Genomic DNA, 24,548 nt, shown 5'->3' on the forward strand with positions numbered 1-24,548 from the left:
CCAGAAATCCCAGCATAATACTACAAAATATGAATTTTTCAAGGTACTATAGGTACAGGGCACAACTAATTATATAGTTTCGACCCCAACATCATATGAATTCCACAATTACAGTGATCTAATACATATGGAGAATTCCAATAACTGCGCTCTGCTTCATAAGCCTGCATAATTGCATCTCGCTGAATATCATTGGCCATCTTAACACTGCTTGCGAATCTGCGAAGATCGGCTCCACATGATGCGCCATGATACGGATACATGCGAAGAAACTTCTCCTGACGCGCATCAAATGCTGCACGCTTACCATCAAAATACTGACGCATTAATCCGCTCTGGCGATTTTTTTCTGTTAATTCTCTTTCCAAAATATTCTGCATCTCTTTTCACCTCTTATTTATCCCGCCATTTTTACATTTCGAGTATTTGAGCGGATAATCGCTAACGGTCCTTCCATTCGGCAAGCATTACTGGGTTTGTTCTGAATTCTCTTCTCAAGCATTTTTATCATTCTCATTTCAGTTCTGCGGTTATATGTCTGATGCTTATTTCTATTGCTGCCATTCACAAAATTAATCCTCATTCTCCAGTTCCTCGTTTTCCGATTTTTTTGTTTCTTCGTATCTAATTTCCCCGGATGGAAGAAGTAGATCTCCTTCCATCCGGTATTATACTCAGGCGAACTTATCAACTACATCGTACAGGTTACTCTTAAGCTTCGAGGATATCGGGTACTTGCTGACCTTTGTCTTAATGCTTTCCTTTGATTCACCCTTACAGTAGAGTTCCTTAAGAACCCCCTTTGCAATAGCATCAAATCCATATTCGGCGATACCATCTGCAATCACTCCGAGTACGCAGAGAGTCATAACGCCTCCTACAATTCCGCCCGGTCCAAGAGCCGCAAGTGCGGTGGTAAGAGCTGCTGCTCCTGCCAAACCGGTAAGCTCAATAGCTACCATAAAAACAAGTCCGGGAACACCTAATGCTGCAATCTTCTTAATAATCTGATCCATCTTGAAATCCTCCGTAATAATAATGTTTGATAATCTATGTTGTTCTTGGTACCGGCTCCTTTCAATCCGGTGGTGTTTCATCTGATGGTGTTAATATACTCTGTTTCAACTTTTCGCTTTTTCAAAAAACCTACAAAAAAGAGGACCGACAGTTTGTATTTGCCAGTCCTCAAAACCGCTTGCTTATCACAGCATTAAATTATCTATAAGCGATGCCATATTCATGCCCGCTCGATTGTCACTACTTGTCTTTGCCATAGTTGCCGAATACCGATGATCTCCGAAATATGTCCATTTATAATGCTTTCCATCATCAGTGATAACAAAACCCATACTTTCTAGCAACCTTCGCAATGAGCCACCTAAGGACTTATAGCCCTTAAGTGCTACTTTAATCTGCTCCCTTCTTTTAGCCGGAATATGTTCAAAGTTATTGTTCTCCAGCAAATCCATTACTATATGATCTCTACGGGTATCTTTCTGAACATTCCGAGAATAATCTTCGAGAATCTCCAAAATTATCTCGCGTATCTCGCCTTCATAGAAATCAGCCTCTTCACCCATATAAATCAGCGGCTGCTTATCTCTCGAAGCCAGGCGCATCCGCAATGCTTGGTTCTCAATTGTTAGTCTTTGGATTTCTCGGTTAAGCTCCTGATTGATTTCTTCCGTTTTACTTAACTGTTCTTCAAAAACCTCATACAATTCTGCATTTTCCTCCTCGAGGATTTTTCGATCCGAAAGAAGCATACCATTCTGAAAATGCAATTTTTCATTCTGTATACCTTCCCAAGTGTCTATATCAAGACGCATGACTTGATTAGAAAATTCATAAACTGCATTCGTAATACGAGTCATCACCTGATCCGGATTTTCATTATTAACACCTGACAGGTTGATCACTTTACGTTTCATATTTTTGTTTGGATAAATGATAATAGCTGTTCCATTTTTTCCCTCACAATCCAGCTGAGAGGCGTACGTTCCAAGTTCTACGGCATTACCCTCATATATGACATGCGCGACCCCTTGCAACTTAAATGCCAGTGCCGATAAGTCCACCGGGAAATCACCCTCCGGTTTCTTTGAAACAAACACAATAGGCAGCGCCAATGAAGCTCTGCCAAAAACGATATCATCAATATCGCCTTTATAAGAATCCAGACAATGTGCATCCTGATCAACCGGCAAGCATCCATCTTCTCCTGCATATTCCCAGTATATTATTTGTTTTACAAAGAACGGCGGATAATAATTAGGATAAAAATCTGTTGTAAATTGGGTGGTTTCCAGCTCAACCCGAATTGTTATATACTTTTTATCGCAATTCAAAATAAAATCCGTCTTCCACAGACCATGCTCATCCTCTTTCTGGAAGCGTGATGCTACTACTTCTTTTGGTGATAATTCATCGATTATTAGTTTCTTATCATCATCCTCCCAACTTGTCGAAAAGGATTCGCCGTCCCACTCCAGTGAATCAAATTTATCGTATTTGCTTCCTTGGTTCCACTTTATAACCATCTCAACAAATGTTTTTTTGTCAAAACTTTCTTTTATCGGAAACTTTGTTGAATATGTAATCATCTCTTCACCGCCCCTATTATTTTATCGACTTACAGCAGGCTTCTATAGCTGCCTCCTTCGTCTCTGTTCCAAGCAAATATCCATGCACGTGGCAAAAAGTAAGGCCAGGAATACCAGTAATCTCACTTAACTTATCTCGTTCACCCCTCCATTCTTCCGGGAAAGGTCTTTTACATTCCTGTGAATCTATTGCCTTCGGAATAGCCTGAGCATTGTATCCACCTCTTGGTGATGGATATATAACATAAACCGCATTAGACGGAATCAGTATTGCTTTCCATGGCATTCCTTTTGGGAGCACCACAATACCGTTTTGTTGCTGAGACAAACATTTTCTCACTGTCTGCTCTGCATGTTCAGTGCTATGCATGCTCTTGATCTCATTCTCAAGAATAAACTTTGCCATATCCACAGCGCGGAAAAAACATTCATCAGAATCAACATCTTCGTCCCATTTAGGGTTGGCCTGTGTTATGGCTCGGCATAGCATATTGTTTCCGCCATTGTTGTCTTGTTGATCCAACGGCTGAACGAAAGATTCGTCAAATACTGCTGCTTCCTTCTGACTTACAAGCAGGCTTCCGTATTCCTTCCAAAGAAGGCCAAATGAAGCATACTGGACACCATTATCTCGAAATTGTCTTCTTGATCCATGATGATCAAACCGACCATCGCCAAGATCAAATACAAGTCCAGAATAGCCCTCCGGTACAGAATTCTTCCTCTCGATATTTATTTGTGGATTCAGAATTTTCAACAGCGCTGCAGAAAAAACATCGTCTGTATGAAACCTTCCGTTATGGGTTATTGCTTCATTTGCTATCTTCATTCATTAATCGTCCTCATCTACACCTACTACCTCTATTGAGGCTGCCTTTTTATCACCATTCAAGTACAAATCAAGCGCATATGATAAATCGCTCATTTTCGAAAGGCTTTCAGGTTTGTTTAACTTAAATCTTATTGCCGGATTGATAGGGCTCTCTCTGCTCATATAATCATCCAACGCACGTATTTCTCTTGCTAGTTTTTTTGAATCATCACTTCCCACTGCCAACAGGTTGAATCCATCAGCTCTGTCAGGATTCCTCAGTCGAAGAAAACTAAGCAGCGCAACCATATATGAAACATACATTTTTATTACTTTGCGATCTGGAGTATATGAATCACCTTGTTTCTCACAGCGATTAAGCATACGTCTTATTCCGTTTATTGTATAATTTGTAATATCGTGCATGAATGACGGATCCACGTCATAAAACGCATAAACAAGATCAGAGTCAAAGCAGCACATTCTGCCCAATTCTCTCACCAAAGAATACATCCGTACACTATATGTATCTTGGTCAGCAGAATATCGAATCTCATTAATAATAACCCCTATTGCCGCCTTGTTTGTACCATTTCTAAGCAGCATATCAATCATTGCTTTCATTCGTGACTTATCATTAAAGCCTTCATAGCGTTTTACAAAACTATCTTGTATAACCTGCGGCGTATACCGTCCAATCGAGAACATAACCTGCAAACAATCACCGATAAAATAGCTCATTTGTTTTCCGGCGTTATCAATAAAGAAGCTTTCATCAATATCCTGATGCTTAAAAATTCCTGCGATCTGTCCAATATATTTATATAAAGGCTGATCGACAAACCATTGTATGAAATCTCTTGCTTCAGGCAAGTCACTTAATACAATATTCCTAAGCTTAAAGATGTTCCTATTCAAGAACTGATCTGTCTGCTTAATAGGATATGACTTATCATTATAACTGACATAATTTACCATATGTTTCTCTATGCTCGACTGAATCTTACTGAAGCTGTCTTTAGCTTCAGCAATTGCTAGAAGCACAATATCATCTGGTAAACGATTAGTCTCAGGTGGCCAAATGTTTAAAACATTTGACTTTCTGTCAGTATTGGCCCATTCAACGACAATCTCCTTGAATGCTGTTTCCCGCCTATTTACAGGTTTTAAAGTCAACTCGTAGCTGTTATCATATCCATATTTGTACCTTACAGATAAAGCCACTTCAACATCATGGTCAAGCGGAAAACTTTTATCTGTTATATAGGCATCTATCATTGTAGACTTACGGCTTATATCCTGCTTCACAAGCGGAAAACTAAACTCTTTTTCATTTGCCTTAAGTAGTAATCGTTCTTCAATGATATGCTCGTTGTCATCGCCCATAACATCAAACGAGACATCATTACCAATCAACTCAAGTTCAGCATAATCTCCGTCTTTTATAACCTCAAGACTCAAATGTGGCAAGTATTCTGTCCAGGTAGGAAGATGTCTGTTAAGACGTTCCTTATAAATCAATGCCCCCTTTAAGATTTCATCACTGGAACTTTGATAAAGGGACAGATACTCTTGCTCATCCTCATCGAAAACCATGTACAGGTCGTTCTCACGCTTTAGCTGATATAAAACATTTATCAGGATATCCGACAGAAAGATTATATGATTTGGCTTCTTGCTTGAATCAAATCTTCCATGTACTCTTGTCCAGAATTTTTTTATTTTATCCAACCACTTGTCGATACATTCACTGACAAGTTCTTCATCATAGGTAATTTGATAGACTATCGTCTTGCCATCACTCTCAACAAACTGATTTGCATAACTATCTCTAAGCATTAACGCTTTAATGCTACCAGACCTGACAAACTGTGTCACCACATCTTTTGGAATACTAAAACCGTTTTTTTCCGCATACATAACCACATAATCTCGGCAAAATGCGTCTTCTGTAATATCATCGCCTTCCTCAATCTGTGGAAATGGTGGAAAATGATTACAAACATAACCATGAACTGCTTCTTCGCTATGAATCGTCATCATTCCAGCTGTAGCTGTGTCCCCTACGAAATCTAGGTACGCAAAGATGCTGTCCTCATCAAAAGAGTATTCTGGATTGTTGAGCCAATAAGTTAATGCCGCAACACTACGCCACACCGGAAATGTCCTTGAAAACCAGGATCTAACACACTGCTTCAGATTTTTCTGCAGAATCTCTTCCAGCGCATCAGGAACCAAATAAAAGAAATAATCATCTCTGTTAAGAATCACCTTATTATGTATATCTTCTAAGGCCATTCTTAACCCTTCATTATTCTGTTTAAAAACAGCATCATCTATTGTTGTTGTCTCATCAGCCTTATAATGAATTCCTCTGCTGCCACTTGGAAAAACACTAATATTACCATTTTCGTCCAGATATGAAACAGCATACTTTGATCCAAATGATGGAATAACAGTTCCCTCTGGATCCTCTATACCCAATAAATCCCCATTCGCAACAATATCAAAAGCTACTGAACCCTCTATGTGTTCAGCTTCCTTCTGTCTTTTCTCTTTATCAATATCAGCAAACGGAAACACTTTATTTACCAAGAATGAGCAAATTGACCGAATGCCTGAAAGATCTGCGAACAATTGTATATCCGCCTTATTGGCGTCTTCTACGGTGATATTGATTGGGATTCCATGTTTGGCCTCAAGGTTATTGTTATCTGTACACTCCGTAAATGTAAGCGTCAGATGCATTTCCGCCTCCGATTGATTGATTCCATCAAGCGGCGCATCATACATGGTAAGAGATATTGTGTTGCCGCTGCATCCCAACTCTATTACATAAGGAATCTGCCAGTGATAGCCTATTACATAGGCATTTTTCAAGTCACCAAGTCCCTCTAGCTTTATTCTGTTCTCGACAGCATAAACATCTTCATATGACAATATTTCTGCATTGAAAGCCAAGAAGACTGCTTTAACATACATTTGTAAAGCATTTTCCCATTGAGCCGCAAGTTTCTTGTCATATTTAGCCATGTCTAAATAAGCCCTCCAGATTACCGAATAATTCTTATCTGAGAGAAGGGCATTATTGGCCTGATTATGATTTTTAGGATTAACATCTGCCAGAGGAGAGTTTCGCAACAGCTTTTTAATTCTAAGCAGCTGGGTCATCTGCGCACTATTAATATCATCATATCCTCCCACATTAATACCATAATTTATACGATCAGAAACACGACGCATAATCTGATGGTATAACATCATAGATACCTGGTTTTCTCTAATATCGTAGCTATACTCATTAACCTGAGTAAGCATCTTATTCTTTCCTGCTAACTTTTCCTTTATTGTTTTACCTGGTTGCCGTCCCAGCCAGTTCATTGTTTTGGATCCAGTATTCTTAACTCTCTGAGGCATAACCATTTTATCTACTTTTACAATGTTGTGTCTCGGATTTGTAATAATCGTCTGCATCTGATCTCCGCAATAAGAAACCATTTGCATCAGATCATCATACGGCAATGGGCGCTCTGCTTCTGATTCAAGCAGAGGTGCCACATGTTTAGTTGCATCAATCCAAAATTCTGAAAGGAATGCGTTATTCACCGGATCTCTTAAACTGGCACAATTACATACACTTTCTGCAGTCTGAAGCATGATCCACCATGCACCTTCTTTAGAAGGTGCATCGCTTGCAGCCAGCTGTTCAATTAGTCTGATTTCGCTGAGCTCTGGTGCCATATATATCACTCCTCAATTTCCAGATATTTCGCACTACTCCAGATAAATGTCTCGTATGCATTCTTTTTTGCATGCTCGAAATCTGCCTGTAAGCCAGGGGCAAGACCATCTTTACCATTCGGTCCAAACAGCACACTTTCAATCCTATCAATACACTGAGTTTTTGTTTCACCATCAGTTTCAATACCACGAAGTTTAGGCATTACCTTATGCACTAATGCTTCCTCGAATGCCTCCTGCATTGCAAGATCACAGGCGGCTTCATCAAAAGTTTCTGTTTTAATAGCAGCAATTACCTTTGGATGGTTTGCCATATAATTTTCTATAGTCTGCCAAACTCTATGTCCAAGAGCTCTTCCGGCATATTCCATAGCCTCATTTACGTCTTCAAGCCCTTTTTTATATTTATCGATTCTTGAAACAAACTGTTCTTCTTCAATAACGTTTGCATCCAGCCATCTCTGCCAAACACTTTTCGGAAGCATCGATGCCGCCTCTACACTGTTAGCCTTGGCACGACTGACGAATTCCTTGGGTCTTGGGAAGCTAAGCAGATTTCCACGGTCCAAAACCTTGTCCGATAATGATTTTGTGGTCTCATCTTCGTTCATTGTTCCTACCCAAAGGATATTGTCATTAAGTTCAAGTGGATACTTCGGCATGCCGGCTCCAAGATCGATTTCAACATCAATCTCATCATCGCTGTTTCTTCTGCGTTCAAGTTTACTAAGCATATCACTGAAATATAATTCCACGTGAGCAAGATTCATCTCATCCAAAAGAACTATGAACATGGAATCAGAAAGATTAGATTCCTTTGCAACCTGCTTTGAAGCATGACTAAACTGAACCATCGCACGAATGAGCGTCGTTGCATTAAACCTATTATCAACAGAGTTAAAATAGCCAAACAACGACTGTGGACTATCCCAATCTGGCTGAACCGCCATAGACATAAAATATATTCCGCCAAATCGACAATAGTATTCAGGTAACAGTGATTTTCCGGTTCCGCTTACGCCTGCCAGCACTGTGATTGGAGACCAGTCTGCCGTTTTCAATGCTGTATGGAAGGAATAGAGTAATCTCTGATTAAACTTAATGCCAGCCTCAGCACAATTAGCACAAATCTTATCCAGCCACTCTGTTTCCGTCATCGAAAGAGCTGCCATTTCCCTTCTCGTAAAATACGGGGTCTCAATGGATTCCAGTCTTCCTGCCAATTCCTTGGGCTGTTCATAAAGGCTTCTGAAGCGATTAACTTCCTGCTCGTATTTTTCGATTGATGCCTGCAATGCTTCTCTACGCTTTTCTGCGATCAGACACTTTTCTCTTTCAGTCTCCAGCTGGCTTGTGGTAAGCATCCACTGTGCCTGCTGCCTTTCAAGATTTGAATGATCCTCCAATAATCGAATATACTTAGTATCCAGCTCATCATACTTTTGGGCTTTAACCTTGTACTCTGCGTGAAGCACCTCATCCGGTCGAGCATTAAGCTGTTTCGTCAATCTTTGAATATCCGCATCGCGAGAGGCAAGCTTTTCCAAAAGCTCTGTCATTGTCATGCCATCCGCTTCTCGTTCCTGCTGCCTATATTTCTCAAGCTGATCTTCACATTCTACAAGTCTGCGTCTATAATGCTCCTTATCCTTCTCAGCCTGAGTAAGTTTTGTTTGTATTGCGCCAGCTGCTTTCTCGATACCCGCCTTAATCTTATTTGGAATATCTCCCTGTTCAATTCTCAGATCTTCCTCACCAAATTTAAGATCCTGCTCACGTTCTGCAAGTTGCTTTGCTTTCTTTTCCTGTTCAAGCTTTTGTGTGTTAAGCTTTGTAGAAAGAGTCTTCAATGCCGTCATTTCAGCCTGTACGTTTTTTCGTTCAATTTCCGCAACGGCTTTTGCATCTGCGACAATCTGATCAGCTTCTGCCTGAGCGGCTTCCCTTCTTTTCTTGCTCAAGTCTGCAATTTCTGCATCAAGCGCTTCCAGTTTGGTTTTTCGCAAGCCTTCTATCTGCTGCTCAAGCGCATCTTCTTTATCAATTTTTTTCTGTTCTAAAGCAAAAATCTCAGCATCAATTTCTTCCTTGCGCTTTCTGAGGGCTTCTAACGCCTTCCGGTTTTGTATTGCGAATTCATTCTCTGCATTAGTTTCTCTTTCAATAATGCTTCTTTCGCGTCCCATTAATTCAGAATCTTTTTTATCAGCCTTTTCCTCACGTGCGCTTACAGCAGTCTCACGTGCCTGAACAGCCTCCTCTCGCCCATCCAAAGTCTCCTGCAATTCGCTCTGCTGATCATCGCGTTTATCAAGCTCAGTCTCAATATCAGCGAATCCAGACTGAATATCCTTTATCACCTGCTCACGTTCTGCCAAGTCTACTTCCTTTGCCGCCACTTCCAACTGCGCAAGGAATGCTTTAGCATCTTCTTCAGACATAGCGGCCAGCATATCCTTCCACTGATCCTCTGCACTCTTGACTTTAGCTGCCTTTGCTTTTTCCTTAAGCCTTTCTATGTTTTCCTTCTTTGTATTTACTGATGGATTTCTATTTTTGCCTCTACCTTTTGCCATTTAGCACTCCTCCTTATGGATAAATATAGCATGGAGCTATATACCTAAATTCTAAAAAACCTACAAAACACCGTGTTCGAACATGACTTCCAATATGCTATTGATTGCATTATCAATATGCTTTTTAGTAAAGTCGAGTTTTTTATCTTTGAAATCCATCTTCCCGCTATGTCCGCGATTGTTACTAATCTCATCTATCAGTTTTACAAATTCAGGACAACGAACTGACAGATCTTTCAGCATTCCATCAGTCCTTTTGCCTTCAGAATAATACCAAGCATAAAACAGAGTGATCAGTGTTCCCTTAGTATAATCTCGAAAGGTGGCAAGAACACGATCTTTGTAATAGAATGGTGTGTCCGTTATCTCAAATCCAAATCCCTGCATTTCTTTAAGTAATTCTTCTCGCATCTCTAGCTTTGATGAATCTTTAACATCCTTGATACAATCTGGTACAAGCCTGCGAGATAAAGTCTCTTTAAAAATTGCTTCAAATACTTCCGATGCTCGATTCGGATAATTTTCTCCCATTAAAAGATTTTCAAACTGAAGGTTTCTAAGCTGATTCGCTATATTTCCATTTCTCTGAAAATATTCTGTATATATGCTTTCACACGACAGTTCCGCATCTCGCATTGCTTTTACGAGCTTTTCCTTGCTTCCGGAATCCCCACCCTGATTGTCTTCATCAGTATCATTAAATTGCAGCCCCTTTAAAAGAAGAAACGCTATATACATATTCTTCTTTCTGTATGACGAAACCCACTTAAATTCCTGCGGCATTTCATTAGGATGTGCGCTATCATTTCTTAAATCTCGCAGCCTTGAAAGATATGGAATCAGCTCCGGAACATTCTTTGCTAATTTATAAAACGGATGCTCTGAAAAATGATCTGCTACAATAAGATTATACGAAAACAAAGCATTTAACTGCTGTTGGCTTGAATTTGCAGCCTCTTTCACAGCACGCGACTTAACACGAAAGAATTTATCTGTATCTCTTCCATCAATCACCACGAATCCTTGCTTTCGCGCGAGTTCTTTCAACATTATTGCATTTTGTTCTACATGATTAGCTAACTGTGCATCCGTAAAATAGTCATACTCTTTCGCGGTATATGTTAATATGCTCGCCAGAAGGTTATAGTTATTCACGATATAGTCATCAAGATTCTTCTTAATAATATCTTTGTTGCTTCCTTTATTTGCTTCAAGTAATTCCTGCACCAGTAAAAAAGATGATTCCACACTCAAAAGAGCATCTCTAACCGCTGGATAATCGTCAATTTTTTCAGAAAGAATGCGTTTGATTTTCTTTTCTGCATCAGCATGACCTTTCCTTACTGCATCTAGTTCCGCATCCGACATGCCAAACACATCGTCTTTCAATCCAAGTATTTCGTTCTTGAGTTTCGCATTTTCCTTTTTATGCGATAACTTATCGACGCATTCCACAAGATTAGCAGACGTCCCCTCTCCAAAGGGATAACAAACCTGCAGCTTGCTACGATTTATGACATCATCTGCTGCCATAAACAAATATGTAGCCACATAAACATCCTTCTGGGTTCCAAGCATTTTCACACTCTGTATTTCCCAGGGAAGATCCATATCTTCTCCCCTGTTCTTTTCTTTTTCCGCTTCTGCCATGGACTTTATATCATCCATCTCCTCATCCATAAAACCAAGATTACGAGTACGACGATTGTGCTTTTTGCAAATAGCAATAACATCATAAGGAGTCGGCTCTACTATAGCTGAAGTATCAACATTCAGTATAATACCGTTTTTCCAATCTCGGTTTGCTACTGTGCCCAGATCAAATTTTATTCGACCATCATATCTACTACCTGTTTCAACTTCATTATGCTTGTCATCCGTAACAAACGCATCCATAAAAGTTTTTGTAACGTAGTTATAATAAACATACCCAGTCTTTATTTCATATGAATCTGTATCTGTCCGGACCAGATTTAATCCTTTGTCCGTAACCCTTCTACGCTCGTCAATCAGCTGATATCTTTTTAATTCATCTATAACAAATGCAACCAGTTCCTCATGCAAGCATAATTTTCCCGCAATATAAGCATCATCTTTACTGCCGCTGATAAGCAATCGTAAAATCGTCATCTGAAACAGATTCAATGTATTAGGTTTCGGATAAGGAACCGACACCTTATACTCACACATCGGCACTAAGATCCAACGTCTTTTTACGATCTTATAATTCTTGGGATGCATAGGATTCTGATATATGACACTGGTTCTGTTATTGAATGATCGTTCCATATTCATCCTCCCCACATAATTTGTAGTATTCCACCAATGGTGCAACTGCCTTTACAGCCTGTGCTCCTCGCAGCATTTTGCTGTCGCCCACACATATAAGAGCTTTTTTCTGCCTGCTCATTGCTACACAAAGACGGTTTTCATACATTAAAAAGCCATACTTCTTCTGTAACATCCGAGCCACTTCAGGGCTATCATAAGACACATCGACTTCCGTATCATTAGAGCGAACCATAGATAGATAAACCACATCAAATTCCATGCCCTGGAATGCATCGACTGTGCCAACTTTTACTATTTCATTTACATCACGGTTGTTCTTCTTATACTCAGGATTTATCACATAATGTCCGGTCTCATCTTTCACCATTATCTGAATAGATGTGTCTGCCAAAGCCTTATTAATTTCATTTACCTGTTCTCGGTAAAAAGTTATGATTCCATAATTCAAGTTTCTTCCACCTTCAGATAAAATCATCTGCTTTAAATGTCGAGCAATAGCCTCTGCTTCCTTCCTTCTGAACTTACTCTTTGCTTTTTCACCCTTATTCTCACCGTCATAAGGAATGTCATACCATATGCATGCCTTATTCTCTATCCCCGGCAAGTTATGTGCAAAGAACATTGGATCTTCTATGCCATTTCCAACATGTTCACTTTCATTGTATTTACGATAGAAATTATTATCGATATACGTTCCCAGTGTCGGATGCATTCTATATTGTTTATCAAGCGTAATCGTGCGCTTAATACCATCCTGAGCTTCCAGCATTTTTAGTTTCGTGAAGAGCTGTGCAAACATACTCTCTTTGATTTTTTGTTCAATATCAGCCTTCACATCGCTTTCTTTATTGTCTTCAAGCTTTCCGACTATCTGCTCATCAATAATATGCGGTAACTGTCTATGATCTCCAACAAGAATAATGCGATCTTTCGCAACTGAAAGAGGTATGAAGAGATCCAACGGATTACTTCGTGCCGCTTCATCGACAAGTACATTATCAAAAACAATTTCTCCGTCTTTTAAATCTGCTATCTCTTTTCGCATAACCTGCTGATTTGTAGCACCATTAACAGCCGAATAGTTCAATATCGCCTGCTTTACTGCCAGCGGGTCTTCTTCCATACTTTGCATATATTGCATGATCACAAGATCCTCGCCATCCTTGCCACCTTCAATTTGATTCAAAAGATAATCCGATATCTTGCCGAGAAGACGCACAATATCATCCTTTTTACTAGGGGATGTAAATATATCCTGTTTTGGAAGCACCTTTATCAGGAGATTCTTGCGTATCAATTTTAGAGACTCAAAATCATATGCTCCTGAGTCCAGCATTTTCTGAATCTGCTTTATTTCAGCATCAAATTCGGTATTGTGCTGTTTCCTCAATTGATAAACAGCTCTTTGCAGTTCAAATCTTCCATTATCTTCAAATGCAATCTCAGATGCCGGAAGTCTTCTGATAGCGCGAACTAAAAGATTTGTTGTAGTCTCGGCAACCCGTCCGGTCATCAGCTGTAAGTCTGATATTTCATCTGACAATTCATCCAATAGTTCTGATGAAATCCGAATATCAACCAAATTACGTACTCTTTCCAAAAGATCCAATGTCTGATCTATAGAATTAGCAGAGTACAGGTAATCCACATACAATTTGTTGAAATCTATCAAATACTTCTTACTGTCAAGATCGCTGTGACACATATATAAATCAGAGAGTCTGTCATTAATCCACCCCTGGATTGCAGCATTAATTTCAATAATATCGTCCTCTGATTCATTGTATTTGTGACCGAACTTTATTGCAGGCAGACCTAAAATTTCAATTCTATCAATTGCATTTTGCACCGCATCATGCTGAAATGCAGTCACAAGATTCCTTCCGAACATGCCTCCTGCTGGGTCTGCAATTTCATTTAATCTTTTCAATATAGCCGTAATGACAGTTGTCTTTCCGGTTCCCGGAGGTCCCTGAATCAATGCAATATCCGGTGTATTAAGCGCCATAGCAATAGCCATCTCCTGCTTCTGTGTGGGCGGATGATATTTACCTTTCTTGGTAAATATCTCTTCAATAACGCTATCACTTAATGCGGGATAATCTCGTTTTGTTCTATTTGCTGCACTTACACTTTTGCCCTCTAAAACAGCCGATAAGTTTGGCATAGGGCACTGACGACTTTCTATCCTAGTACGGGCCTTTTCACGTCTGTCCAAACGTTTCTTATCCCCCATAATAGACACGAAAATATAGCCCTGCTGGGCAACAGAAATTTTTCTTGCTTCCTGATCATCAACTGTGAAAATAATAGAGCCGCTTGATGGATCTATATCTTCAGCAAGTCGAACGTTGGCTATATAATTTTTATGTTTATCCAGATAATCTTCAAATTCCTGATTATCACGCTGTATTTCGAACGGATTCATAATACTTGCCGCCAATATATCGCCCCGTTCAAATTTTTTTGCAAACGCTGAAAACCTCTCCATGTTATCTGACGATATATCAAAACGATAATCTCTACCTATCTGTTCGTATGATGTATATCTTATTGCGCGGAAGTCACGAGCTTCCTTCATTATGGTCTCTCGCTCAATTTCGCCGTATTCATCCCATATTTTAATATACGTATCATCTGAGAGGCATTCCATTACAGCCTTTGTTTCAAGAGCAATTTTCTCCCGATCCGTTGTATACTTCAACTGGCCTTTGGCCAAGAAAAAATAATAGTCATCTACCTTAATCTTCTTAAGTACTTTTTCAGCGACATAATATTCCTGTCCTAAGTCTTCCTCAATCTTAGTTACTTGAATATAAAAATCCCTTCCAGCAATAACAAACTGTTTAAACTGCTGATCCTCATCGGCACGTGCATGGACTCCAATCACAGCATATGTGTAACCGCCAGCCCCGTATAGAGTTCCTTCCTCGATATCTCTTTTCGGGTTTGAAACATTATTCAGATTAATGCTTCTTCTAACAGAAGCAAAAAATTCCTCTGATACATTAATTGCATAACTGAGATTTTTCTCTTCTGAAAACTGTTTAAAAGATACCTGGAGCAGTTTCCTTGTATGATTGATGACAGCTGTCAGATAGACTCTCCCCCTGCTAAGAATCCCCTCAATAATACTCTTATAATGAGCATTTACAGGCTTAACCTTAACCACTTTAGTGTTATCTGCTAAAGACGAAATCGCATAGTCATCACCAATGCTCATAAGTCTGACAGGTTCACCATCCTTAAAATGTGGCTTTTGTTCATCGCTTAGGTTTGAGAGTATTTCAAATTCTATTGTATCTTCTTGTGTACAATGTTTAAGATCATAATGATCCATTTGTCACCTCTCCTTTGCTACACTAGGACAAATTGAATTTTTCTTTCTCTCAAATGCATAATATCATCTGTAGTAAATTCTTCATCCCCTAGATAATCTGTCATATCACCACGCAGCACTGACATGGTCAGAATAATATTATTAATATCTGACAAACGCTTACTGCTATTAGGCATAATCTCACCGTAATCCGAATTAGGTGTTCCGATTCGAACAGAACGATTCATCAGATTTCGAATTGTGTATTCTCCTTTAGAAATCTCAATTTCTATCGACTTTTCGACCCTCTCAGAAAAAGACGTATCACTCGTATGATAGTTATACAAGAAATAATCTCCGTCCATATTGTCGATAATCTTAATACTTACCGGTTCTTTCCGCTTTAACAGATCAAGAGATACCGTTTCAACACCATATCCTCCATCTGCATTAAATGAGTCAATCTCCTCATTGACATTTGCAACGATCTTATCTACGTTGAAATAGTCCATGATAATTGCAGCTATAAATGGTGCCCGGTCATTTTCTCTTCCAATTTTGCAGAATGGGCACTTGCAGTTCTGAATATCTTCAAGCTGTACTAAAAATGTACTTCCACAATATTTACATTTAGCAGTAAGATTAGCCGCTTGTCTCAGCGCAATATACCAGTCCCTCATTTTAGGTCTGCTAAGCGGATCATGACGTCCCTTTTCCCCGAAATTCCCCTCGAACAATTTCTTTATATTTTTAGTAAAAGCGTATTTTGGTCCCAAACCAGTGTGACATCTATTGGAGTCATCATTTTCATCATAAATCCATGCAACCTCCCCTTTTGAAGCCAAATCTGCATAGTCTACTTCTTCATCATCCCAACCTCCACCGTCACCATCCGTAAGGAGTTCTCCGTTGAACGGAGAATTCATTGTCAAAATCTCATGTGCCAAAATTGCAAACGAATATTCATCAGCTTGAAGAGAATTAAGCTCTCCTTTCATGATTTCAGGCGCACCATATCCAGGTGTCTGAATCTGTTTTCCAACATCAAATCTGTAACGCATATTGTCTGCATCAATAAGCCAGACTTCACTTGATTCAAGATTACCGGATGCAAAAATATTTTCCGGAGAAATATCCGCATAGACAGTAGAGTGTGCATACAGTCGGGTAAATATCTCCGCTGTATTCATTAACAACTCGTATCTATGTCTCAATCCGCCGGTATTATATAAAAAGAGACCTGGCTTTGTTGTTCCATCAAAAGGTCTAATCCAATGCTTGATTGGCTTCATATCGTTAAGAAGACGCATGGTATATCCACAATATGGTTTCTGCAGTAGACTTACGGGCTTTGCAATATGGATGTCGGCTGGAATATCGAGAATTCTAACCTCATCAAGTTCCCTCTTAAACTTTTCATACTCATCATCATCTACTACAGGTTCTCCAGTGCTTGGATTAACCTTCATCTTTATCAGGATGTTAGGATCTTTTGTTTTCCAGGTGACACCCTGGCCTCCTCCACCAAGAACTTCCTCCAGGTAATGCTTATAACCGTTTTCATCAATTACAAATTGAATATTTGATTCTTCCATTTTGCACCGCCTTATCTTTTTTCATAGCTGACTAATGTTCTGTCATCCCCAGCATTTACCGGATTCCAGTCTTCTAACAGCCTATAAATCATATTATTACGCTCGCAAATATTTTTCTTCTCATTTAAGCGCTTCCAGAGAAGATTCACGAATTCATTTCGTCGGCTCTCAACTAAAGTTTCTGCAACCCCATCCGTCATAAGGCATACTTTTACCACCTTATCACCAGCACACACCGTAGTGAGGCTCCAATCTTCAAAGCTTCTGATACTGTTAATGCCAGTCGTAAGATTCGTGAAATCATCCTCTTTACTTTTTAGCAGAGCAAGTTCATCATCGACAGAATAATAAATGCTTCCATCTCCCAATTGCCCCAAATACAAAAGATTGTCATCCCTTAAAAAGGCAAAAAGACAAGTTGCTCCACATTCATTTTTAGGATACGGGAATACGTCCATTCCCCATAATGAATGTATCAGTGGAATAAGCAGTCGAATATCATCGCAGTGATATTCATGCCAAAGTTGAATAGCACGTGAAACACTCCGGCAAACAGAATGTGAACCCAAATCTGAATGGGGGTGTGATCCCATGCCATCTGATACAACGAGCAATGTGCCGAATTTAAATTGCTTTACGAGATATGAATCCTGATTAGGGAGCCGCTCTTTCTCATGCAAGGCTCCCCTAACAGAAGAATACCCTATGACTTCACGCTTCATAATCACTTATCTCAAGTTGTCAAAGTTGATATTTAAAATATCAGCCGTAAACAGATCCTGCGCCACCTGATTCGGGTTCTTGCTCTGGCTTCTCTGAATCGTGCATGAGGAAATAAAGCGGAAGAACTTATGAATATCTGCAGCATCCTCAACGTAACAGACTTCCTTTTCCGGATGATCGAGGAACTTCTTAAGCATAGCCGTATCAGCATCTGCTCCAATAGCAAGACTCCATCTATCACACTTAGAACTTCTGCCTGTAGTAGTGAACCTAGTAAGCTTTTCCTCCCAGTGGTCATCATTAGGTGCCCCATCTGATACCAGAACCACAACCGGCCTGTATGCATTCTTCGGAATTTTCGTCTTATCTTCAATCATATCATAGGCCACATCGAGAGCGCGCCCCATATATGTCATCCCACCCGCAACCATATCAGTATAGTTAATATCTCGTGCCGGCATAAGTTCCGTATGAACCTTAACCTCTGATCCAAATGTAACAATAGATACACAGATATCCGCCTGAACAATCTGCTCCTTCTGGAAGCTCTCTAGCATCTCACGAACAGAATTATTCAATTCATCCATCTTTGAGTCATATGACATAGAACCGCTTACATCAAGCAGTAAAATTACAGGAAGCATTCTTGCCTGCGGCATTACAAATCCATCAAATTCATTCGTGTTTTCCATCGCGTAATCCTCCATCTTTCGATAATATGTTATTCAAGATGCATTTATTGCACATTTATGATAAAATTCTCTTGAAATTTTATCATTTTTTTGGTAAAATTTCAAGTTTATCTAGATTTATCATGCGCATTTTTGTATACTAAAAGTGTAGAAATCATCACCTCCGAGAAGGCTTTTCAGCTGATGGAACTATACTATCATACAATGATTTCTTACTTTTATAAAAAACCTACAAAAATTCAGGAGTGGATCAAGATGGCTAGAACCAAAAATACCCATGCCTTTCAAAGCGATATAAAACACTATGATAAAATCAGAGACATCTTACGATATCTTTATATGTATGGCAGTTCATCTAAAGAAGAACTAGTAGAAAAGAAGCTTTCCAAGAGCATCAGCTCTTTTTATGACACTAAGCAGCGAATTGAAAATTACATTGATGGAGAATACCTCCAAGAACACAAATCAAAAGAAAAGGGATCCGGAAAAAAATACCGTTTTATGTATGATCCTTTTATTTGTCCAGTAAATTATCTTGCCGACACATATCAAAACTGCTCATATGTTATAGATGATTTCATCTTCTATTTTTGTCTTATGCAGACATTTACTGATCCCGATTTCCGGCAAAAGCCATATGAGTATGCTTCTAATGAATACGGTGAAGAATACGACGAAATAGATGATTGCATGGACTATATGCATGAATTCACTATAAACGACCTCATAACCACTATCCAAATAGTCTTTGATACTAATCAAGATTTACTCGAAAAGCTCAATGGCATTCCTGGCAATACGGAACACAGTGAACTACTCTTTACATTGCCTAAAGTTCGTGCTCGGATTCAAGAGCTATCGGATATCGGTATTTTTGTGAATACTTCGAAAGACACGTATCGGCTTTCAGATGATATTTTTGCGGATTTGGATGCTGACGAGCTTAAGGATGTGCAGCTTATGACGCAGTTTTTTTACAACTGCTCTTTCCTTACTATCCCTGGATATTATCTTTCTTCAACTATATGTGAATATATGCAGTCAAATTTTATTGAAGAAACCGATAGTTTTTTCAATAAGCAGGAAAATCCTGTGTTTTTCTATAAAAACCACCGTCTTCAAAACGTTATTGATGATGATATTACTTGGACCGTTTTAGATGCTATCCACAACACAAATGCTATTCAGTACAAATATAGAACCAAGGGTGGATCTTTAAAGGACTGTACAGTTTTACCTATGAAGTTAGTAATAGATTATCAATATGGCAGGCAATATTTCTTCTGCTACGACTATGAACACAAGGTCTTCAATATGCAACGGCTATCTTCTGTCTCCGAAGTGACTATTGCCAAGAAAATAAAAGTTTCCCAGAAATATGAGTTTTTCGAAGAGAAAATCACAAAGAAAACGGATTTGCACCACCTGTACAATCAGGTATATTCTCAACACTTTGAATACGTTTGGAATATTGCCATGAACGAAACGACTTCCACAGTGCTAATACATTTCGTTTTTCCTGAAGAAGATTACCAAAAGCAGCTGAACCGACTCAAATCTACGCGGCATCACGGCACTTTAACAGAATTAGGAAACGGTCGTGTTGATTTCTCTGTTACTGTGCAAAGTGAACTCGAATTAGTTCCGTGGATTCGCGGATACGGAGTTTATGCAATTGTAGATCATGTCACGAACCCTGCTTTGGCAGAAAGAATCAAAAATGATTGGAAGGAGGCAATGAAACAATATGGAATTATTCAATAAATACAAAAACAAAAACTTCGCCTTCATCACAAATTACATAAACAGCTGTTTGAATGATGATTCTCTTGCTTTAACCGAAGACGAACTAAGAGAACAGCTTTCCGGAGCTTCTCAGAGTTCTTTTGAAGAATTCTTACTCGCCCTGACAAATGCCTACGATAATAGCGAATCTTATAATGCGGATATTCTCTATAGCCATGATGATTTCATGATACCGTTGCGTCAGATTCCTATTCCGGTAAGAGCCTCTTTAGCAGAAAAAGCCTGGTTGTACTATATCTTGCAAAACAGCAAGTCGGATCTATTTCTTGAACCGGCCACTAAGCAAAAACTTATTTTGGCACTTGAAAACGAAATTGATCAATCTAGATTTCCAATTAAATCCGAATACATTGACATTCGATTGCTTTCTCCGGATAACAAACTATCAGTCACGAATGAGGTTTTAACAAATTTTAAGACTATCGTATCTGCAATAAAGCAGCACCGACGCCTATTTGTAACTAACACAACCTTTTCAGGTCAAATCTACAAGGATCAGGAAGTGTACCCCTACAAGCTGGAGTACTCTGTACAGTTTGATTCTTTTTCGCTCTCCTGCTATCCCTTAGATACCAAGCGACCAGTGAAAATGAATTTAGCAAATCTTTCAGCAGTAAAAATGGGAGATGAAATAGTAGAATATGATCAGTTTTTATCTGACTTTGAAAAGCAATTAAAGAATACAAAGGAGAAAATTCCAGTCTCTATTGAAATCAGGAATCAGGCAGAAGCCTACGATAGATGTGCTTATCTCTTCTCATCATACGATACATTTTGCTATGATAAGGGAAACGATACTCTCCTTATGAACATCTACTATTACCGTTTTCAAAAAGACGAAATCATCCGCAACATTCTTTTTCTCGGGCACTATGTAAAAGTAGTCTCTCCAAAGAACATTGTGGATGAAGTCATTTCAAATATCAGTGCTGCTTACAACACATATTGCTGAGTTATGCAACAGACAGATTATAACACTCTACAAAATACGGCATCATGAAATTCAGATACTTTGATAAGTTCATGAATGCCGTATTATTCTTTCTGCCATAAAGAATCGAATGAATCGGCGCTCCCGACTTGCACATTTCATAACAGGTCGCAGAATATTCTCTTGTAAAAAGATATAAATCTTCGCCCGCAGGGGTTCTCAAGTAATAATCCAGCTTATTGTGTGCCTTCTTTGCCATAATTGTGCTGTTGTTCTTCACTGCATACTTCTTTGCCATAATATTTCCTCCGTTTTTTCTAAAGAATCTTTTGTTGATAATCAGAGTTTACTTTATCTCTAAAATCCGAATATCTAAAAAACCTGGAAAACATAAAAGGTCTGCATGCTGCATCTATTCAACGTATCATATCCTACTCAAAAATGGCGCCTCTGCATTTTCAGCCAAAGCGCCATTTTGTATCTCTGTTTATCTTATGCAAAGGTCTTCTCTTTTTTTTCTCAAAAATCAGTTGACAAATATCAAAAAATTTGCGTCGAAGCCCCTTGATTGAAGACAACATCATAAACTTATATGCAACACAAAGCTCGGTTACTCCTTCATGTTCGTGATGGTTGGATCATCTTTTTCACGACATAACTTGTTGCTATATATTCTTCCAATTACTTTCACTTTTTTCTACTATAAATATTTATTTATTCATTTTCTTTCTGGGGGACATGCGGAATTTACCTTTACAATTCACTTTGATAGATCATATGTAAAATAATTAATTTATCCAGTGCTTTTTCAAACCTTTTATCATCTTCCTCCGTCCTCTTCGCCGGACCCTTCAAATGATGCTTTTTCTTTGCGTTTCTTGCCTTCTTCGCCAGATGACGTTCCATCAGCATCTGATCGATATTTTCATTTGTATACCATTTACCGCTCTGATGAATACCGTAAGCACCTTTTCCCAGAATCATTGCAGCCACACCATAATCCTGTGTTACAACAATATCTCCCTTCTGGCACATACTGACCAGTTTAAAATCTACAGCATCGGCACCGGCTCCCACTGTGATCACTTCACTGTAATCTGAATATAAAACATGGTTTGTATCACATAAGAGAACAACCGGAATTTCATATTTCTTTGCTGTTTTTTCTACGATGGACACTACTGGACAGGCATCCGCATCTACTAATATCCTCATTTCTTCTTTCCTTTCGTCAGATCATAACTTTCCCCAATCATCCGCCTGATATCTTTATTTGGAACAGAACCATCCAGGATAATAGAATTCCAGTGTGTCTTGTTCATGTGATAAGCCGGGACAACAGATTCAAAAGCATTTCTCCAGAATTCTCTCCATTCCGGATCACATTTTACATTTATCCATACATATCCGTCTTTGTCATAAATAAGAGCAAAGGTCTTTTTATTTTTCTTATGACGCATGACACACCAATTATCATCATGAAAAGGATAATCTTCATATACATCTTGAAATGAATGGCAATATTGTATTGCCTCCTGCCTTGTCTGCATAGCTTCTCCTCATTTTTATATTTCCTCTATGCTGATCTATCTATATATTGTACTCGCAGTCGTAAATAAAATCTACAGCATGTCCATAACAAAAAGACTGTCCGGTAATTGAGGACAGCCTTCTTGTCTATAAATTCAGAATTCTTCTGTGGTGAAATTATATGATATTGAATTATTATGACGGCATCCCTACATCTCTGTTTCCATTATTCAAAAACAGCATATATGTTGCAAGAATAGCTTCCGTCTTTCTTGGATCATCACTCAAAATTTCTTCTACATCTCTGCCATTTACAAAACATTCCTCGTAAACATATTGGGCTAATCCTACCGCTTCCCGGAATAATTCTGCAATGACAGCCTTCATATTATTTCCGAATTCCTCTATATTTTCCGGATGATCAGGCTTAATTAAAACAGCGTCCACATCACTTTCGTTTCTGGAATCATCGCTTAATACTTTATACTGCTCATAAACAAACTGCTGTTCCTTCTCTGGAAGTTTTGTATATTCCCAAATCATACGAACAACATTTCCATCCAGTTCTTCCGGAATTGGCGGCAACTGAATATATTTTTCTTTTCCCATCTTCTCAACCTCCGATAATAAATCTTCCTACACCGTCTCTTGCTTCTGTTACAAGTGCCAGGATAAATGCTCCTGCAGCCAATACTCCTGCCAGCATGAATTCAGCAACTCCCAAAAGGATATAGTTCATGAACTGGGTACGGTACCAGATGAAGGTACACACAAGCATTGCTCCAAGAAGCAGACCAACAAGTCCCTTTGCCACGCAGTAGATATTAACTACTGCGCTGACACATACTCCGATAAAAGCAAGTATAAGCCATACCGGAATAAGTAAAATTCTTCCAATGATTTTTAAGATAAATAAAATCACTCTCATAACTTCTCCTTTCAGCCAGCAAACTGTGGCATATCTGCATTTACTTCAGCTCTGTAGTACCCCTCCATGGTCGTCGGTGCATTAAACAGAGTCGCCAGTAAATACTTCTTGATGTTTTTGACTCTCGTCGTATTCTTCTTCATGCAGCTGATCACATAATCGATATGCATGTAATTCAGCTTCAGGAATTTACTCTTTACCAGAGCCGCCGGATATTTTTCACTGGCAATCAAAATTGTCTCGCTCTGACTTACCACTGTTTCCAGGATCAGTTCGAAAATCCCTTGTACCAGTTCTTCATCAAACCTATTTGCCTGAAGCAATGCATCGTACTCGATGTTGTCCTTGATGATTTTCTCATAAGCTTTGATGATATCTGCCTGATCCGGATCGCATCCCATCTCATCGGCATCCGCAGATAAGATATGATTCGATTTAATATCACTCTGGTAAATATGGTTTGTATTAGTCTTATTATTTAGAGGTGCTGATTCTGACACCACAAGAGGTGTCGATTCAGTAACCTCAGAGGTGCCGGAACCGCTACCTATTGAGGTGCGTTTTATAGCATCAGAGGTGCGAAAATCCCTACTTCTGGAAAGTATCTGTTTTCCTGCAGAAGTTCCGCTTTTGATACTTCCGGAATAATCTTTCTGGATCAAAAAGCTCTTCACATAGATGATACTTGGTAGACCAAATCCTCTCTTTTTCTTCCGTACAAGCCCGAATGTTTCAAGTTCTGCCAGATAATCCATAGCTTTTCTTTTGGAAAATCCCAGATCTGATTGGATCTCCGATATCTGATAGATGATGTACACCCTGTTTTCTTCATCGAACCAGCCATTCTTCATAGATAAAGACATACGGTCCAGAAGTACTGAATACAGCATCTTGGACTGCAATGTTAATGAAGAAAATGTTTTCTCTGTCAGCAGCATCCTTGGTATTCGGATGAAGCTAAACTGCTCGGCCTGGGAACCATAGTAGTAATCAAATTCCAT

Annotated in this window: 19 protein-coding genes; 2 read left to right on the top strand and 17 right to left on the bottom strand. The window is 39.1% G+C overall.

The annotated features are described in order from the left end of the window. Positions 1-65: 65 nt before the first annotated feature. From HNP82_RS13030 to HNP82_RS13080, 11 genes are all read right to left on the bottom strand, one after another. The gene (locus HNP82_RS13030) at positions 66-380 is read right to left on the bottom strand and encodes a hypothetical protein (protein WP_183775418.1); all 315 of its coding nucleotides are present in this window, start codon (positions 378-380) and stop codon (positions 66-68) included. Positions 381-674: 294 nt separating this feature from the next. Next, a complete protein-coding gene (locus HNP82_RS13035) occupies positions 675-1,016 on the bottom strand; it encodes a hypothetical protein (protein WP_183775419.1) in 342 nt (113 codons plus the stop codon). Between the two features lie 186 nt (positions 1,017-1,202). Beyond that, positions 1,203-2,603, bottom strand: coding sequence for a hypothetical protein (locus tag HNP82_RS13040; protein ID WP_183775420.1), 1,401 nt, complete (start codon positions 2,601-2,603; stop codon positions 1,203-1,205). 16 nt (positions 2,604-2,619) lie between these two features. Further along, positions 2,620-3,432, bottom strand: a complete 813-nt coding sequence (locus tag HNP82_RS13045) for an MYG1 family protein (RefSeq protein WP_183775422.1) — start codon at positions 3,430-3,432, stop codon at positions 2,620-2,622. A gap of 3 nt (positions 3,433-3,435) precedes the next feature. Then, entirely contained in the window at positions 3,436-7,155 is a 3,720-nt protein-coding gene (locus tag HNP82_RS13050; RefSeq protein ID WP_183775424.1) for a DUF2357 domain-containing protein, read from the bottom strand. A 5-nt stretch (positions 7,156-7,160) separates the two neighbouring features. After that, on the bottom strand, positions 7,161-9,731 hold the full coding sequence (locus HNP82_RS13055) for a hypothetical protein (RefSeq protein ID WP_183775426.1): 2,571 nt from the start codon (positions 9,729-9,731) through the stop codon (positions 7,161-7,163). Positions 9,732-9,791: 60 nt separating this feature from the next. Beyond that, entirely contained in the window at positions 9,792-12,020 is a 2,229-nt protein-coding gene (locus HNP82_RS13060) for a hypothetical protein (protein ID WP_183775429.1), read from the bottom strand. Next, a complete protein-coding gene (locus HNP82_RS13065; RefSeq protein ID WP_183775431.1) occupies positions 12,001-15,363 on the bottom strand; it encodes a DEAD/DEAH box helicase in 3,363 nt (1,120 codons plus the stop codon). The genes HNP82_RS13060 and HNP82_RS13065 overlap by 20 nt, the downstream gene beginning before the upstream one ends. A 17-nt stretch (positions 15,364-15,380) precedes the next feature. Further along, positions 15,381-16,937: a protein kinase family protein gene (locus HNP82_RS13070; protein ID WP_183775433.1), complete on the bottom strand. Its 1,557-nt coding sequence runs from the start codon at positions 16,935-16,937 to the stop codon at positions 15,381-15,383. Between the two features lie 11 nt (positions 16,938-16,948). After that, complete coding sequence (locus HNP82_RS13075; protein WP_183775435.1) at positions 16,949-17,659, bottom strand: PP2C family serine/threonine-protein phosphatase; 711 nt, start codon at positions 17,657-17,659, stop codon at positions 16,949-16,951. Positions 17,660-17,665: 6 nt separating this feature from the next. After that, the gene (locus tag HNP82_RS13080; RefSeq protein ID WP_183775437.1) at positions 17,666-18,352 is read right to left on the bottom strand and encodes a vWA domain-containing protein; all 687 of its coding nucleotides are present in this window, start codon (positions 18,350-18,352) and stop codon (positions 17,666-17,668) included. A gap of 255 nt (positions 18,353-18,607) precedes the next feature. On the opposite strand from HNP82_RS13080, the gene HNP82_RS13085 reads away from it, so the two are divergent. Beyond that, entirely contained in the window at positions 18,608-20,116 is a 1,509-nt protein-coding gene (locus HNP82_RS13085; RefSeq protein WP_183775439.1) for a WYL domain-containing protein, read from the top strand. Further along, positions 20,100-21,110, top strand: a complete 1,011-nt coding sequence (locus HNP82_RS13090) for a WYL domain-containing protein (RefSeq protein ID WP_183775440.1) — start codon at positions 20,100-20,102, stop codon at positions 21,108-21,110. Before HNP82_RS13085 ends, HNP82_RS13090 begins: the two co-directional genes overlap by 17 nt. Before the next feature lies 1 nt (position 21,111). Here the strand turns inward: HNP82_RS13090 and HNP82_RS13095 are convergent, their stop codons facing one another. From HNP82_RS13095 to HNP82_RS13120, 6 genes are all read right to left on the bottom strand, one after another. After that, positions 21,112-21,387, bottom strand: a complete 276-nt coding sequence (locus HNP82_RS13095; RefSeq protein WP_183775441.1) for a hypothetical protein — start codon at positions 21,385-21,387, stop codon at positions 21,112-21,114. 455 nt (positions 21,388-21,842) lie between these two features. Then, positions 21,843-22,304: a YaiI/YqxD family protein gene (locus HNP82_RS13100; RefSeq protein WP_183775442.1), complete on the bottom strand. Its 462-nt coding sequence runs from the start codon at positions 22,302-22,304 to the stop codon at positions 21,843-21,845. Continuing rightward, positions 22,301-22,639, bottom strand: coding sequence for an MmcQ/YjbR family DNA-binding protein (locus HNP82_RS13105; RefSeq protein WP_183775443.1), 339 nt, complete (start codon positions 22,637-22,639; stop codon positions 22,301-22,303). Before HNP82_RS13105 ends, HNP82_RS13100 begins: the two co-directional genes overlap by 4 nt. A 175-nt stretch (positions 22,640-22,814) precedes the next feature. Continuing rightward, positions 22,815-23,228, bottom strand: coding sequence for a hypothetical protein (locus tag HNP82_RS13110; protein ID WP_183775444.1), 414 nt, complete (start codon positions 23,226-23,228; stop codon positions 22,815-22,817). Positions 23,229-23,232: 4 nt separating this feature from the next. Next, positions 23,233-23,547, bottom strand: a complete 315-nt coding sequence (locus HNP82_RS13115; protein ID WP_183775445.1) for a hypothetical protein — start codon at positions 23,545-23,547, stop codon at positions 23,233-23,235. 11 nt (positions 23,548-23,558) lie between these two features. Beyond that, positions 23,559-24,548 carry a DUF6017 domain-containing protein gene (locus HNP82_RS13120; protein ID WP_183775447.1) on the bottom strand — a complete coding sequence of 330 codons (990 nt, stop codon included), beginning with the start codon at positions 24,546-24,548 and terminating at the stop codon, positions 23,559-23,561.

The sequence above is a fragment of the Catenibacillus scindens genome (genome assembly GCF_014202115.1).
GTDB classification, from domain to species: domain Bacteria; phylum Bacillota; class Clostridia; order Lachnospirales; family Lachnospiraceae; genus Catenibacillus; species Catenibacillus scindens.